17 protein-coding genes are annotated in these 13,052 nt (G+C 43.6%); 1 reads left to right on the top strand and 16 read right to left on the bottom strand.

Features of this window, described 5'->3' with window-relative positions; translation table 11 throughout:
- Window positions 1-20 precede the first annotated feature (20 nt).
- Entirely contained in the window at window positions 21-1,502 is a 1,482-nt protein-coding gene (locus MKZ04_RS14055) for a flagellar hook-associated protein 2 (protein ID WP_075212707.1), read from the bottom strand.
- Window positions 1,503-1,520: 18 nt separating this feature from the next.
- The gene (flaG, locus tag MKZ04_RS14060) at window positions 1,521-1,862 is read right to left on the bottom strand and encodes a flagellar protein FlaG (protein ID WP_020453105.1); all 342 of its coding nucleotides are present in this window, start codon (window positions 1,860-1,862) and stop codon (window positions 1,521-1,523) included.
- 258 nt (window positions 1,863-2,120) lie between these two features.
- Between flaG and MKZ04_RS14065 the strand changes: the two genes are divergently transcribed.
- Window positions 2,121-2,504 carry a hypothetical protein gene (locus tag MKZ04_RS14065; RefSeq protein ID WP_229129243.1) on the top strand — a complete coding sequence of 128 codons (384 nt, stop codon included), beginning with the start codon at window positions 2,121-2,123 and terminating at the stop codon, window positions 2,502-2,504.
- 142 nt (window positions 2,505-2,646) lie between these two features.
- On the opposite strand, the gene hag is transcribed toward MKZ04_RS14065, so the two are convergent.
- The 14 genes from hag to degU all read right to left on the bottom strand — a co-directional run bounded on the left by hag (window position 2,647) and on the right by degU (window position 12,983).
- A complete protein-coding gene (hag, locus tag MKZ04_RS14070) occupies window positions 2,647-3,582 on the bottom strand; it encodes a flagellin Hag (RefSeq protein WP_151253365.1) in 936 nt (311 codons plus the stop codon).
- A 134-nt stretch (window positions 3,583-3,716) separates the two neighbouring features.
- On the bottom strand, window positions 3,717-3,941 hold the full coding sequence (csrA, locus tag MKZ04_RS14075; protein WP_020453107.1) for a carbon storage regulator CsrA: 225 nt from the start codon (window positions 3,939-3,941) through the stop codon (window positions 3,717-3,719).
- Entirely contained in the window at window positions 3,935-4,366 is a 432-nt protein-coding gene (gene fliW, locus MKZ04_RS14080) for a flagellar assembly protein FliW (RefSeq protein ID WP_035337783.1), read from the bottom strand. The genes csrA and fliW overlap by 7 nt, the downstream gene beginning before the upstream one ends.
- Window positions 4,367-4,387: 21 nt before the next feature.
- On the bottom strand, window positions 4,388-4,954 hold the full coding sequence (locus tag MKZ04_RS14085) for a DUF6470 family protein (protein WP_341046190.1): 567 nt from the start codon (window positions 4,952-4,954) through the stop codon (window positions 4,388-4,390).
- A gap of 49 nt (window positions 4,955-5,003) precedes the next feature.
- Window positions 5,004-5,915, bottom strand: a complete 912-nt coding sequence (gene flgL / locus MKZ04_RS14090) for a flagellar hook-associated protein FlgL (RefSeq protein ID WP_075212710.1) — start codon at window positions 5,913-5,915, stop codon at window positions 5,004-5,006.
- A 10-nt stretch (window positions 5,916-5,925) separates the two neighbouring features.
- Window positions 5,926-7,449 carry a flagellar hook-associated protein FlgK gene (gene flgK, locus MKZ04_RS14095; RefSeq protein ID WP_229129242.1) on the bottom strand — a complete coding sequence of 508 codons (1,524 nt, stop codon included), beginning with the start codon at window positions 7,447-7,449 and terminating at the stop codon, window positions 5,926-5,928.
- Between the two features lie 15 nt (window positions 7,450-7,464).
- Window positions 7,465-7,941: a flagellar protein FlgN gene (locus tag MKZ04_RS14100; RefSeq protein WP_023856391.1), complete on the bottom strand. Its 477-nt coding sequence runs from the start codon at window positions 7,939-7,941 to the stop codon at window positions 7,465-7,467.
- An 18-nt stretch (window positions 7,942-7,959) separates the two neighbouring features.
- Window positions 7,960-8,226 (bottom strand): flagellar biosynthesis anti-sigma factor FlgM, encoded by a 267-nt coding sequence (gene flgM, locus MKZ04_RS14105; RefSeq protein ID WP_020453113.1) that lies wholly within the window; start codon window positions 8,224-8,226, stop codon window positions 7,960-7,962.
- 79 nt (window positions 8,227-8,305) lie between these two features.
- Window positions 8,306-8,725, bottom strand: a complete 420-nt coding sequence (locus MKZ04_RS14110; protein WP_020453114.1) for a TIGR03826 family flagellar region protein — start codon at window positions 8,723-8,725, stop codon at window positions 8,306-8,308.
- 58 nt (window positions 8,726-8,783) lie between these two features.
- Entirely contained in the window at window positions 8,784-9,518 is a 735-nt protein-coding gene (locus tag MKZ04_RS14115) for a ComF family protein (RefSeq protein ID WP_341046191.1), read from the bottom strand.
- Entirely contained in the window at window positions 9,475-9,759 is a 285-nt protein-coding gene (locus tag MKZ04_RS14120) for a late competence development ComFB family protein (RefSeq protein WP_341046193.1), read from the bottom strand. Before MKZ04_RS14120 ends, MKZ04_RS14115 begins: the two co-directional genes overlap by 44 nt.
- A gap of 54 nt (window positions 9,760-9,813) precedes the next feature.
- On the bottom strand, window positions 9,814-11,208 hold the full coding sequence (locus MKZ04_RS14125) for a DEAD/DEAH box helicase (protein ID WP_341046194.1): 1,395 nt from the start codon (window positions 11,206-11,208) through the stop codon (window positions 9,814-9,816).
- 123 nt (window positions 11,209-11,331) lie between these two features.
- Window positions 11,332-12,174, bottom strand: a complete 843-nt coding sequence (locus tag MKZ04_RS14130) for a DegV family protein (RefSeq protein ID WP_020453118.1) — start codon at window positions 12,172-12,174, stop codon at window positions 11,332-11,334.
- Window positions 12,175-12,293: 119 nt separating this feature from the next.
- The gene (degU, locus tag MKZ04_RS14135; protein WP_003185730.1) at window positions 12,294-12,983 is read right to left on the bottom strand and encodes a two-component system response regulator DegU; all 690 of its coding nucleotides are present in this window, start codon (window positions 12,981-12,983) and stop codon (window positions 12,294-12,296) included.
- Window positions 12,984-13,052: the final 69 nt, after the last annotated feature.

Below are 13,052 nucleotides of genomic sequence, written 5' to 3' on the forward strand. Positions count from 1 at the left end.
CTTGATCCTCCAAACTACGATTATTGTCCAAGCAATTGCGCCAAATATGTTGATTGTTCATTCATTTTTTGAATTGCTTTTTCCATCGCCGTGAATTTTGTGTAATAGCGATTTTCGATTTGTTTCAGGCGGTTATTCATGGACGAAATATCGGTTTCAACTGTATTTAAGTTTTTCCCAATCAAGAATTGATTGTTTGCCATTGATGAATTTCCCGCTTTATCTTCAATCTGTTTCTTCGTATCAGTTAAAACAGACTGAATCCGCCTCAATATCCCTTTTTCATTATAGTTTTCAGTACTGCTAGTTCCCGCCATAAAAAGGTTAGCCACACTGTCGGGGTCCTCTGCGATCTTTTCTCTCAGTTTTTTTTCGTTTATCTCTAAATGACCGCGCTGACTGTAAACGCTTGAAGTAGAAATTCCAAACTGGGTAAGTTGCAGCGATTCTCCATTAGCAGATACATTAGCGTAAAAATCAGTCCGCATTTGGTTGGTGGCGCCGCTTAAAATCGTGTCGCCCCTTAACAATCCGCTTTTCGCTTTTTCTTCCCATAGCTCAATTTGCTTTTCCGTCATATCTTTTTTCTGTTCTTCTGTCAGCGGCGTATAGTCGCGGTATTTCTTTTCCGTGAGCTTTCCGTTGACCATATCGATCAGTTCATTGTATTTTGTAACGAAGTCTTTAATCTTCTCATAAATCCCATCAACATCAGTTGCTACGTCAAGCGAAACAGGGCTGGTTGTCGTATTTTTCAGCTGATATGTCACATTATTAACGGTAAAGTTGTTCGTTGTCTTCTCAATCTGCAACCCGTTGATGATAACTTCGGCATTTTGACCGGCTAGACTGGCTGTCAGCTTGTTGTCTGCGTCAAGCGCAAAACCGAGTTGATTAGACATAAAGTTCGCCGTCGCATCATCAGCTGCCTGTATGCTGCCCCCTGCGCCGGTTGCTTTTGATGTGAAAGCGATCGTTTCCACATATTCAGAACCGTTATAAATCTTTTCTTTCATAGCGGTTACGCCCAAGTTTGATTTGTTGATTTTGGAAACGATGTCATCCAGCGTATCCGTGCTGCTGACACTGATTTCAACTTTTTTTGCAGTCGTTTCTCCAGGAGCTGTCACTTGGAAAGTTAGCGTTTGATCGCTCCCTGTATACCCTGAAAGGCTGGAAGATTTATAGGTGGCCGCAGTTGCCAGCTTGTTGATTTGAATCGTGCCTGATGCCGCATTCGTGGTGCCTGTTGCCGTAACAGCCGACTCGTTAGAGCTTGTCACCTTTTTCGCGCCGTACGTGCTGGGACGGAGCATAAGGTTGATTGATTCCTGCAAATCTTTAATTTTTGTATTGATTTCACGATAGCTGTCGCGCTGCCATTCCAAAGTCTGTTTCTTTTGCGTGAGCTTATCAAGCGGAACTCTCTCCGTCTTCATTAATTTACTGATAATCTCATCAATATCCATTCCTGAAGCTAAACCAGATATCCTCATTACCATACCTTGTACACTCCTGTTCTATGTAGTTTGATCGACAATTAATCCCATAAACTCCGCCATCGCCGCATAAAAATCGAGCCACTCCTTTGGTGGGATCTCGCGTACGACTTCCTCCGTCCGATTGTCCACGACCTTCACATAATACTCTCCCAATTTTTCGTGAAGCACAAACTGAAGGTGGACTTGAGACGGCTCCAAAAGATTGTTTGCGCCTTGTACCGTTTTTTCAAGCTGAGCAAATGTAAATTCTGCAGCGTCCGTCTGCTGCGGACGTTCCACAGCTTCGTACTGTTTATTCAACATCTGTGTTTTGTAAGCATTAATAATGGGTTCTAAAGATGACAATCTATTGATCGACAATTTTCACCATCCCCTATGCTATGATCTAAAACTTATATCGGCAGTAAGAGAGAGAGATTCAATATATTCATGGAAAAAATTAATGAAAGGCAGTAGGAACTAGCCACTTAAAGTATATTTAAATATTTTAAGAGTAAAGACCATGTTAGAATCTCCTTTTTATAACACATGAAATATTTTTCAATAAATTTTCAAACTTGTTATTTGTTTCAATGTTATAATTAAATTGAAAATATCTACAAGAAAGGGGATTTGTTCATGAAAAAAATATTTTTGTCGCTGGCAATAGCCTTTGTATTGTCATTTGGTTTTTACTCATCTTCGAAGGCAGCAGTATTAGCTCGAGTAGCTGTATACCCTGGTGAAATTCGCCAAAGCGCTGATATTTTTCATGGCGTTGGGGAGGGGGATTTCCGGTGCAGATTTTATAATGCAACACGTTTAGGCGGTGGTACATGTTCACTTTATGAAATTACTCCAGATGGAAGAAATAAATTAGTTGCCTCTTCCAGTGTAGATTACTCGCTACAACAAGAAATTCAGACAGTTTATACAGATCCAGATCTCCTCTACTATATAAAAGGGAAGAATTCTGCACTAAGTGGTACAAGAACACTTATTATTAGCGAATTCTCTAATTAATAGACATTCTATATTGAGACACTCTAAGATCAATAATTGAATATCTCTTATCTAACCTTTTAAAAAAGATCTTAGCAATCTTTACTGGGATTGATATTCCAATAAAAAAGACCTCGGCAAAAGCCAAGGTCTTTTTAAGTAATTAACGAAGCAACTGAAGTACGTTTTGTGGCTGTTGGTTAGCTTGAGCAAGCATAGCTTGAGAAGCTTGAGAAAGAATGTTGTTCTTAGTGAACTCGCTCATTTCTTTAGCCATGTCAACGTCACGGATACGAGACTCAGCAGCAGTTAGGTTCTCACCAGAAGCACTCAAGTTGTTGATTGTGTGTTCTAGACGGTTTTGAACCGCACCAAGTTTAGAACGTTGAGTAGATACTTGTTTGATAGCATTATCAATTGCGCCTAGTTGATTTTTGAAACTGAATTTAGCTTTATCTTCATCAGAAAGGTCTGTTCCATCTGCGGCTTTACCAGTCAATTTAGTAACATCGATATCAGCAATTTTGAAAGAATTTGTATCGTCATCTGGATCAATTGTTCCGATATCTTGGATTGACATGCTTGAGATATTTACAGACAATGTTTGCTCGCTGTTAGCACCAATCTGGAATGTAAGCTGCTCAGTTGCAAAGTCTCCGTTCAACAGTTTTTTACCGTTGAACTCAGTGCGGTCAGAGATACCTTTACTTGCACCGGCTTCAGTAGAACCGCCGATTTCTTCTTTAAGTGCTTTAATCTCATCTTGGATTGCTGCAAGATCAGTATTATCTTGAGTTCCTAAGTTGTTTGCTTGAACAGTAAGCTCACGAACACGTTGAAGGATGGAGTGAGTTTCAGTCAACGCACCCTCAGCTGTTTGGATAAGAGAGATGCCGTCTTGAGCGTTTTTCTGAGCCATTTCAAGACCGCGAATTTGTCCTCTCATTTTTTCAGAGATTGCAAGACCTGCAGCATCATCTCCTGCACGGTTGATGCGAAGACCAGAAGAAAGTTTCTCCATGTTCTTTTGGCTTGCGCCGTTGTTTGAAGACAGACGGTTCAGCGTGTTAAGCGCTGCAATGTTGTGGTTGATTCTCATTGTATATTTCCTCCTTGAAATGTGTTTGATTGCACGTCCATGTGCATATTTTGGAGCATTCAGGCTGTCCTTCCTGCTACATACTTTATATCGGAGATGCCTTAAAATTGTTTATAGCAAAAATAAAAAAATCCTCACTTTTTTTGTGAGGACAATTTCGCAAGCAAATCGTTTGAGATGGAAGCGGCCCGGTTGTTTTCTTCCTGGATTGCCAAATAGATTTCCTTGCGGTGAATTTCGATATGCTTCGGCGCGTCAATGCCGATTTTCACCTGGTCGCCGTCAACGGATATGATTTTCACTTCGATATCGTCTCCGATTTGAATCGCTTCATTGAGCTTACGGGATAGGACTAACATGCTTCCCCTCCTATCGGCTGCTTTGTCAGATAAGAGGAGTCATGCAAAATCACTTGTTTGGCAAGCATTTTTCTGCGGTTCACGACAATCGGCGCCATCAAATTGGCCGTTGATTTCTCGAATGGCTCTTCGATCGTTAAAATCGCCATCACTTCAACGTCTTCGGCAGATTCGATTTCAAGAAGTTCAACCGTCGTTTCATCAAGATCAAAGCCATAATCTTTGAAAAAGACGAACGGACTGGCGACAATGAATGCAAGCTCTTCCGACTGCACCGACTGAAGGACGACAAACGGCGAATCCTCGGAAAGCGGCAGGATGACGAACTTCTTCTCCCCTGTAAATCCGGGTAGGCCGTTTTTAAACATGATCGTCTGATCTTCTTGAATTTGTGTTTCTCCGTGATACTTCGTTTTAATGATCATCATTCACGATCCTTTGCTAAATTACTTTTGTTTTGGGTATTCCACATCTATTTTTACCTCCGGATATTGGAGCATGTCAACCTTCACACTGCCTGGCGTATAGTTAACAACCGGTTTATTCGGCGTTGCTTCGATGATAGGCTTACGCGGTGTTGCTTCAATGTTCACTTTGGCCGGTTCATATGCGATCTTCACCCTGTCAAATGACGGCGTAAAATGAACGCCGATTTGAATCGGTTCAGTCTCGCTGATTCGTCTCGCCTGGTCTGCAAGCGGATTGCCTTCGATTTCAATCCGCATCATCTCGTCCCCTTCTTCAGCGGTCCGAGCCATTCCGGCAAGCCAATCCTGATAGCCTTGCTGCGCCCCTTCTTCAATCCTTTTAAAGATATGCTTTCTTTCTAAGTCTTCCCATGCTTTAGTCTGGTCAATCGTGAGCTTCGAAGGGGTAGTTGTCATCTCCAGTTCAGCCGGCGGCTGCTCGATTTTCAAGTCGGCGCGCGGCTGTTCCATTTTCAAATCCGGCGGCGTTGTTGTTAAACCGATGCGGCCTGGGATATTTTGCATGATCAGCCTCGGCATCTCCATTATGATATCCTCCTTTTGCTGAAAAAAAGCAACTCGGATAGAGTCGCTTTTATCTTAAAAAGTCAACCAGTGTCGGCTGAACAATTTTCGCGTTTACGGCAAGTGCAGCTCTGTGAACCGATTGCTGTGTAATAAATTCAGTAATGATTTCTTCAAGCTCAACATCTTCGTTGTCTGACAAAACTTTTGTCGCCGTCTCTTCCTGCTCGCTCAGCCGTGAATTGATCAATTCGAGCCGATTGTAGCGCGCTCCAATATCAGACCGCTCATTGCTCATCTGATTGGAAAACTGGTCAATGTCTGAGAGGGCGTTTTCCATCCCTTCCATTGTTCCCGCTTTTAAGGCGTTCTCGAGAGACTCAATCATTTCAAACACATTTTGTCCGCTGCCTGACTGCCCGCCGAAAGCCGAAATCGGATTTGAGTTTACATTTAAGGTTGCGTTTGGCGAAACATTGATGTTGACGTCAGAGCTGCTTGTATAGTTTTCAAAATTGTATGTGTACGTACCGTCGGCGTTTTTTGTGATTGGAGCGACGTCAGAGTTCGTACCGTTAAAGAGGTAGCGGCCGTTGACCTGCGTATTGGCGATCTGAATCAGCTGGTCTTTCAGCTGGCCGATTTCGACTCCGATCGCATTTAGTTCTTCCCCGCCGTTTGTACTGTTTTGAGCCTTAACAGTCAGCTCCCTGATTTTCCCCATGATATCAATGCCTTCTGTAATGTTCGTTTCCGTGTTTTCAAGCCATGTAAAAGCTTGGGAGGCATTACTTTGATATTGTTTAACCTGAGACAATTGCGTATTGTACTTCAGGCTTTTCATTGCGACGACGGGATCATCGGACGCCTTTGAAATCTTTTTTCCTGACGAAATCTGGGATTGAAGCTTATCCAGCTTTCCATAGCTTGAATTGATGTAGCGCAAAGAGTTTTTTGCGATCATCCCTTGGGTTACCCGCATGAATCTTTACCTACCTTCCCACGACACCCATGCCGTTAATAATTTTATCGAGGACTTCGTCCTGCAGCGTTATCATTCTCGCAGCTGCGTTATAAGCATGCTGGAATTGGATCATGTTCGACATTTCTTCGTCTAATGATACGGCGCTTACAGACTGCCTGTTCAACTCAGCAGTGTTTACAAGCGTTTCTGTATTTTTGGCCAGTCTGTTTGTTTCCTGAGCTTTTACACCCATTTCACCGATAATACCTGCATAATAGTCTAAAACGGTCGTCGTTTTGTCGCCGATTTGAATTTTCTTGGTGAAGACATTAGCGAGATTTGTCGCGTTGGAGTTGTCGCTCGCTTCACCATTCAGCGATGCAGCGATTTTATCGCCTTTTGAATTCATGATCTCATCGGTTACTTTGATTTTGCCGGCGGCTCCCTTTGCAGGCTCAGCCTCTCCTCCGGTAAATTCAAAAAAGATGCCTCCCGGTTCTCCCGATGAAGTAAACCCGCTTTGATGGACTGCATTAAACTCTTTCGCAAAAGCAAGCGCCAGCGTATCCAGATCTGCGAGCATTTCAGGATACAAACCTTTTTCTTTACCGTTTGACATATATCCGTAAGACTCGATTAAACCGCGCAGCGATCCTTTGCTAGTAAACGATTCGATGCCGATGTCCGTCCCGCCGAGGGAAACGCCTGTCACAAGGCCTGTATCGTTGTCGTAATTTACTTTGACAGTTTCAGTCGTGAAGTTTGGTCCGTCAAGAACCTTGCCCAGAGACTGGCCGTTTTCGTCCAGGATTTCGATTGATGCAATGCCTTCAGCGGTTGCAAGTGGGTTGCCGCCAGTCTTCGTATAGCTGACTTTGATATTAACCATTGAAGACAGTTCATCAAGGAGCTGATCACGCTTATCGTACAAATCATTCGGGAGATAGCCGTTTGGCTCGACTTTGGCGATCTGCTCGTTCAAGCTGTTCAGCTGTGACAGAAGCGAGTTGATCGTCATCACATTTTGATCAATCTGGTCGCCTAAATTTGATTGAACGGTTGTCAGCGATTGATATAGAGTGTTAAATGTATCGGCCACCGCCTGCCCTTTTTGTCCGACGACAGAAGCAGCGCTCGGCTCGTGGGCGTTGTTCGTCAATTCCTGAATGGAATTCCAGAATGAATTCAGAACCTTGTTTAATCCGGTGTCGTTCAGTTCATTCATAATCCCTTCCATTTGGTTAAAAGCGTCCACTTTTGCATTATAATAGCCTGCCTTTGTATTCTGTGTCCGGTATTGATAGTCCAGAAAGCTGTCTCTTACCCGTTCAACCGAACCGATCTCAACGCCTGTACCCATTTGGCCGGCAAGTCCGATAGAGTCTTTTGAAACGGTCGGATAAGGGGTTGACGCTTTAAATGTGACACGCTGTCTTGAATACCCTTCAGTATTGGCGTTGGATATATTGTTTGCTGTCACGCTCAGAGCTGATTGCTGCGCGGACAAGCCTCTTTTGGCGATTTCCAGCCCTAAAAAAGTTGGGTTTGTCATCTTTTTCACTCCGTTCTAAGCTTTTGAATCGAATAAAGAAAGCCGTTTTGTTCCGCCAGTCTGATTTGACTGTTGCTCTTTTCCGTAATTCGAACCGCTTTCTTTCGGAAGGAGCATATCAAATGTAAGCGAGATAAATTGAAGCGACTGAAAAGTCAGCTGCTTGTTCAAATCGTTCACATCCTTTAAACGAATGACGAGCTGTGAGAGCTTGGCATACAGCTGTTCCAGCACCTTTTTCTCGCCGCCCGCAGCTCTGCTGATACATGCGCTGATGGTCGCGTCCGAGCTGCCGATACAGCTTTTAGTTGCTTCAATGCGGGACTGCTCCGTTTGTTCAATGGCTTGCACATACTTTTGTTCTTTCGTCACGATTTCTGAAAGTGCCTTTATTTCGTTCGTCTTCAGCGCCTCCGTTTTTTGTTCCGACAGAGACAGCAGATGTTCATGCAGCACGCATAAGCGCTCCAGCTCTTCAATCACCCGTTTCACTGAACTGACTTCCTCCTTTTATTGCTGTTTATAAAAATTAACCATTTTTTCAGCTATGCCTTTGCCGTCCACTTTGTATGTTCCATTCTCTACGGCTGCTTTCAGCTGGGCAATTTTCTCCTGACGCTCCTTCATTAAATCAGGGCCTTTTTGCAGCTCCTTTGCTTTCGCAGAAATCTCAACTTTATCTTCCGGCTGTGCTGCAGCCTGGGAAGAAGCTGTTTGTTTTTCAAATGATTTATGATAAGGATTAACAGGTTGTGTTCCATATTGGTTGATCTTCATGGGATTCCTCTCACTTTCCGCCATAGTTATCTATGATCATACTCATTTTATCGTCTGAGCTTCAAGTTAGTTTAGGGAATCAGTCATTTTTAGGATTAAAGGTATAGTACGTGCCTTTAGAACTATTTCTCTTCTCTTTTTCAAGCTGCTCCAGCTGGTCTAATTGACTCATTTGCGATGCTAAATCTTGATCGCATGACAGGCAATAACGCCCTTCCCGAATAAGTGTGCCGCACCTTTCGCACGGATAGCCGAGATTCGGGAAATTGGAGATTTGAATGCGTTTCTGTCTGATGAACTTCAATATTAACTCTTCTTCGACACCTGTTTTTTCTACGATCTGAAACATTGTAGACTGCCGGTTTTCTTGTTTTTTCAGAAATTTATAAACGGTTTCAAACGCACGTTCTTCTTCTTTCAAGCATGAAACGCAAACGGTTTGAAAACTGCTTTTCATAAACAATGCATTACATCTTGGACAATTCGCCAATTGACTCATAAATTTTGACCCCTATCCTTAAATTCTATCTTTTATATCGGCAGGGAAAAAAAATGATTTAGCTTCGAATTAATGTAAATGATGATACAGATTTTGCCTCACCGGATGTCATCAGACAAGCAGCGGCATGATGAAGGGTCGCCCCTGTCGTATACAAGTCGTCGATCAATATGATATCCAGATTCTTTACCGATCCCTTTTCGGTTCTAAAAACCGTTTTGGGCTTGATCCGTTCTTTTCTGCTTTTTTTGGATTGTTTTTCATTTTCGATTCTGATCAAAGGATGCATAACGGGTTTTTTTAATAAGGAAGCAAGCCTCTCCGCCTGATTGAATCCCCGCTCCGCTTTACGTTCTTCACTGAGTGGTATCGGAACTAAAACAGCTGGAGTGCGGCGGTAATATTGGTGGAAAGCATTGATATATAAAGGAGCAAAAGCGAAGACCAGTTCAGCATCACCTCTGAACTTAAAACGGGCAAGGACTTCTTTCATGAAGGTATTGTAGATATAGACAGAGCGGTTTTGCCTCAAAAGAGAGCGGGTTAACGGATCAGCTTCCCATTTTAGGCAGTCACCGCAAAGTCCTTCGCTCTCTTGGGGGCGCCCGCACTTAGGGCACACCGTTCCTTCGATCCTGATAAAATTGTCTTTACATGCCCTGCATATTTTCTCTTCTGATCGTAAAAAGAATAAAGCGCGCCATGAAAGAGAATGTAAAAGAGGCGCTTCACAAATTAAACAATGCAGTTCATTTCCTCCCTTTTCGATTGCTTTCGCAAAGCGGGTTGTCATTCACCTTTCTGGCAGCTTCTGCCAAGGTGACGAGCATTGATGTATTTTTTTGTTTGTCAACGAGCTCTGCTTTTATGTAAGTCAGCTTCGACTCATCTGTTACATATTGCGGTTTTACTGCATTTAAAGCCAAGGCGAGCACATCCTCTCTGCACCTGTTGCACATACAGCTCATGTGCAGCTGTTCGATATACTGATCAAACAACTCTTCCAAAACAGCCTCTTTAGCATTGACTAGCATCCGGCACCGCTCCTCATTTTATATTCATAGGTATACTTTACCATGAATATCAGACTAGTCAATCAGCATTTCCTTTTTAGACAGTTTATTCATATATTGAATATGACGTCGTGCCGCATTCATCGACTTTGTCCTGCCGTGATGAAAGAAACAGACGTCTCCATCTGTGTGCTCAGGATGCCTGCCGGCTCTTCCGGCCATTTGGACAAGAGCGCTTTCCGAAAAAACAGCCGACTCTGCCCCCAATACTCCAACCTGTGCTTTTTTGACGGTTACACCTCTCTCCAAAATCGTTGTCGTCACGAGCACCTCAAGCTTACTTTTCCTAAACCGGTTCACTTTTTCATTTCTCTCAGGGTCTTCGGCATAGACTCCTTCTGTGCGAAATGTTTCCTTTTTCAGCAGACTGACCACGGTTTTAAGAACAGGGATAGAGGGAACAAACAGAAAAACCGGATGCTGCAGTTCCTGGTGCTTAAAAAGCCATTTTTTGAGGCGAAAAGGAACTTTTCTTCGTTTCAACCCCCTTTCCCAATTTCCGCACCAAATCAATGTAGGTTCAGGCAGCGGGCTGCGGTGGAATCTTGCGGGAATACGGACGGTGTGCAGCTTTCCGCTCTCAGCCCTTTTCTTCATATCTCTAGAAGGCGTGGCAGTTAAATAGATATGTGCGCTTTGCCGTTTGGCCGATTTTTTAACAGCGTATTGCAGCGTATTATCAATAGAATACGGAAAAGCATCCACTTCATCTATGATGATCACGTCAAATGCTTCTTTATAGCGGAGTAGCTGGTGGGTAGTTGAAATGACAAGCGGCGAGAGAGTCCCAACGTCTGGGCTCCCTCCGTATAAAGCGGCGATTTCCACCCCGGGAAAGGCGTGGCGAAACCGTGGAGCAAGCTCGAGCACAACGTCTGTTCTCGGAGTGGCGATACATACTCTCAAACCGTTGTTCAGCGCGAATTCAATTCCTTGAAAAAGAAGTTCTGTTTTTCCCGACCCGCAAACCGCCCAGATCAACAGCTCTTCTTTCCTGCGTATAGCATCGATAATAGATTTTGCCGCTTTTTCCTGACCGGCTGAAAGCGCGCCCTTCCACTCCGTGTAAACAGGCGCCCATTCATGTCTGCCATGTCCACGCCAAGTCAACAGAGGGGTACACTCGCTCACCCTGCCCATCATGACACAGGCTCGGCAGTACACGCAGCATTTATTGCACCTATAGCAAGGATATCGAGCGAAACAGGAGCGCTCGTGCTGGCCGCACCTCAAGCAAACAAAGCCTCTCTTCGTTTTTTTAATGCCTTCCTCCGTTTTTATCAGGCCTTCTTGGATATGCCAATCAATGACAGGTTCCGGAAAAGGAAGTTCGCTTTTCAGAACGTGGCGCTGCTCCAAACATGACCGCAATTCACAGGAATAGGATGCCGGATGTTCGATGTGAATCACCTCCAATCTGCCATTCAGTATCTATCATCCATGTTTTCTTGTAAAACAGTCAAAATCTAAAAATCTCCCTCCAAAACCGTAGAAAAAGAAAAAATCTCCGTTTTGCAAAACGGAGATTGGCTTTTATACTGTATACCAGGCGATACCCATTGCTCCTTCACCAAGGTGAGTGCCGATCACAGGCCCGAAATAGCTTTTATAAAATTCGACATGTGCGTATTGCTGCGACAATTCTTCGATTATTTGATCGGCTTCTTCTTCACGGTTGGCATGAATCACAACTGCTCTCAACGGCTTTCCTTTCTCGGCATCTTCGCCAAAAAGCTCAAATAAACGGTTCATCGCTTTTTTTCTCGTCCGGATTTTTTCGAAGGGAACGATCAGCTTGTTCTCAAAATGCAAAATCGGCTTTACTTTTAAAAGGCTTCCGACAAAAGCCTGGGCGCCGCTCAGGCGTCCTCCCCTTTGCAAATGCGAAAGGTCGTCAACCATAAAATAAGCCCTCATTGAGGTTTTCATATGATCCAAGTGGCGAATGATTTCTTCCGGAGCCGCTCCTTTTTCCGCCATCTCAGCCGCTTCGATCGCATAAAAACCTTGAGCCATGCAGCTGATTTCTGAATCAAACGGATACACTTTAATTCCTTCAAGCATACCGCGTGCTGATACAGCGCTGTTGAATGTTCCGCTGATGCCGCTGGAAAGGTGGATGCTGATGACCGCATCATATGTTTCCCCGAGTTTTTCATAGAGAGAAATCAGCTCGCCGTATGCGGGCTGGGAAGTCGTCGGGAGATTTTCGTGAGCTTTTACTTCTTTGTAATAGTCCTTCCAGCTCATATCGATTTCTTCCCTGTATGAAGTCTCTCCAAAGATCACATTGAGAGGTATCATATAAATATTGTAGCGCTCACGCAGGTCTTTAGGTATATATGCCGTACTGTCTGTTACTACTGCTGTTTTCATGAAATAAACCTTCCTTATGAAAGATACTCTTTTCTATTCTAAAAGAAAAAGCAGCTTTTTTCATTATAAAGTTTGATTTTCTGCTAAAAGAAAAGACCTGCCTTATGGCAAGTCCACCTTTATCTCATTTCTACCCAGCCATTTTTAATGGCTACAACGACAGCCTGCGTTCTGTCGTTTACATTCATTTTTTGAAGGATGTTGCTGACATGGTTTTTAACCGTTTTTTCACTGATAAATAATGATTCGCCGATTCCGCGGTTGCTTTTTCCGTCCGCCAGCATCTGCAGAACCTCGCATTCCCTTCTGGTAAGAATGTGAAGAGGTCTCCGGATTTCCGGATACACTTCATGCTGAGCGTGAGATGATACACCGCTTGTTGCAAGACGGCGGAATTCATTCACAAGATTATGAGTAACCTTAGGATGCAGATAAGATCCGCCTTCAGCCACAACTTTCACGGCTTCGATCAGCGTGTCGGCATCCATTTCTTTCAGCAGATAGCCGCGGGCTCCTGTTTTTAATGCATGTGTAACATAGTTTTCGTCGTCATGGATAGATAAAATAATAACCTTTGATTCCGGATACAAGTCGACCAGTTGTTTTGTCGCTTCTACGCCGTTTACATTCGGCATATTAATATCCATGATTACCACATCAGGATGGTAGTGCTCGACAATGCGAGCCGCTTCATCTCCGTCGTCTCCTTCGGCCACTACCTCAAAGGTAGGTTCGAAATCCAAAATCCGTTTGACACCTTCACGGAATAACTGATGATCGTCAATAATTACAATATTTACTTTAGTCACAAGCTACGCCTCCCCATTCTCATTGTTAAACACACCGCTTTTATGGTCAATATGTCTTTTGTCTCTATT

Source organism: Bacillus sp. FSL W7-1354 (assembly GCF_038002405.1).
Lineage (GTDB): Bacteria > Bacillota > Bacilli > Bacillales > Bacillaceae > Bacillus > Bacillus paralicheniformis.

Bases quoted from the DNA above. Each gene is read 5' to 3' on its own strand.
- MKZ04_RS14055 (WP_075212707.1), bottom strand. From the start codon at position 1,502: ATGGTAATGAGGATATCTGGTTTAGCTTCAGGAATGGATATTGATGAG.
- MKZ04_RS14065 (WP_229129243.1), top strand. From the start codon at position 2,121: ATGAAAAAAATATTTTTGTCGCTGGCAATAGCCTTTGTATTGTCATTT.
- hag (WP_151253365.1), bottom strand. From the start codon at position 3,582: ATGAGAATCAACCACAACATTGCAGCGCTTAACACGCTGAACCGTCTG.
- csrA (WP_020453107.1), bottom strand. From the start codon at position 3,941: ATGTTAGTCCTATCCCGTAAGCTCAATGAAGCGATTCAAATCGGAGAC.
- fliW (WP_035337783.1), bottom strand. From the start codon at position 4,366: ATGATCATTAAAACGAAGTATCACGGAGAAACACAAATTCAAGAAGAT.
- MKZ04_RS14085 (WP_341046190.1), bottom strand. From the start codon at position 4,954: ATGGAGATGCCGAGGCTGATCATGCAAAATATCCCAGGCCGCATCGGT.
- flgL (WP_075212710.1), bottom strand. From the start codon at position 5,915: ATGCGGGTAACCCAAGGGATGATCGCAAAAAACTCTTTGCGCTACATC.
- flgK (WP_229129242.1), bottom strand. From the start codon at position 7,449: ATGACAAACCCAACTTTTTTAGGGCTGGAAATCGCCAAAAGAGGCTTG.
- flgM (WP_020453113.1), bottom strand. From the start codon at position 8,226: ATGAAGATCAACCAATATGGAACACAACCTGTTAATCCTTATCATAAA.
- MKZ04_RS14110 (WP_020453114.1), bottom strand. From the start codon at position 8,725: ATGAGTCAATTGGCGAATTGTCCAAGATGTAATGCATTGTTTATGAAA.
- MKZ04_RS14115 (WP_341046191.1), bottom strand. From the start codon at position 9,518: ATGACAACCCGCTTTGCGAAAGCAATCGAAAAGGGAGGAAATGAACTG.
- MKZ04_RS14120 (WP_341046193.1), bottom strand. From the start codon at position 9,759: ATGCTAGTCAATGCTAAAGAGGCTGTTTTGGAAGAGTTGTTTGATCAG.
- MKZ04_RS14130 (WP_020453118.1), bottom strand. From the start codon at position 12,174: ATGAAAACAGCAGTAGTAACAGACAGTACGGCATATATACCTAAAGAC.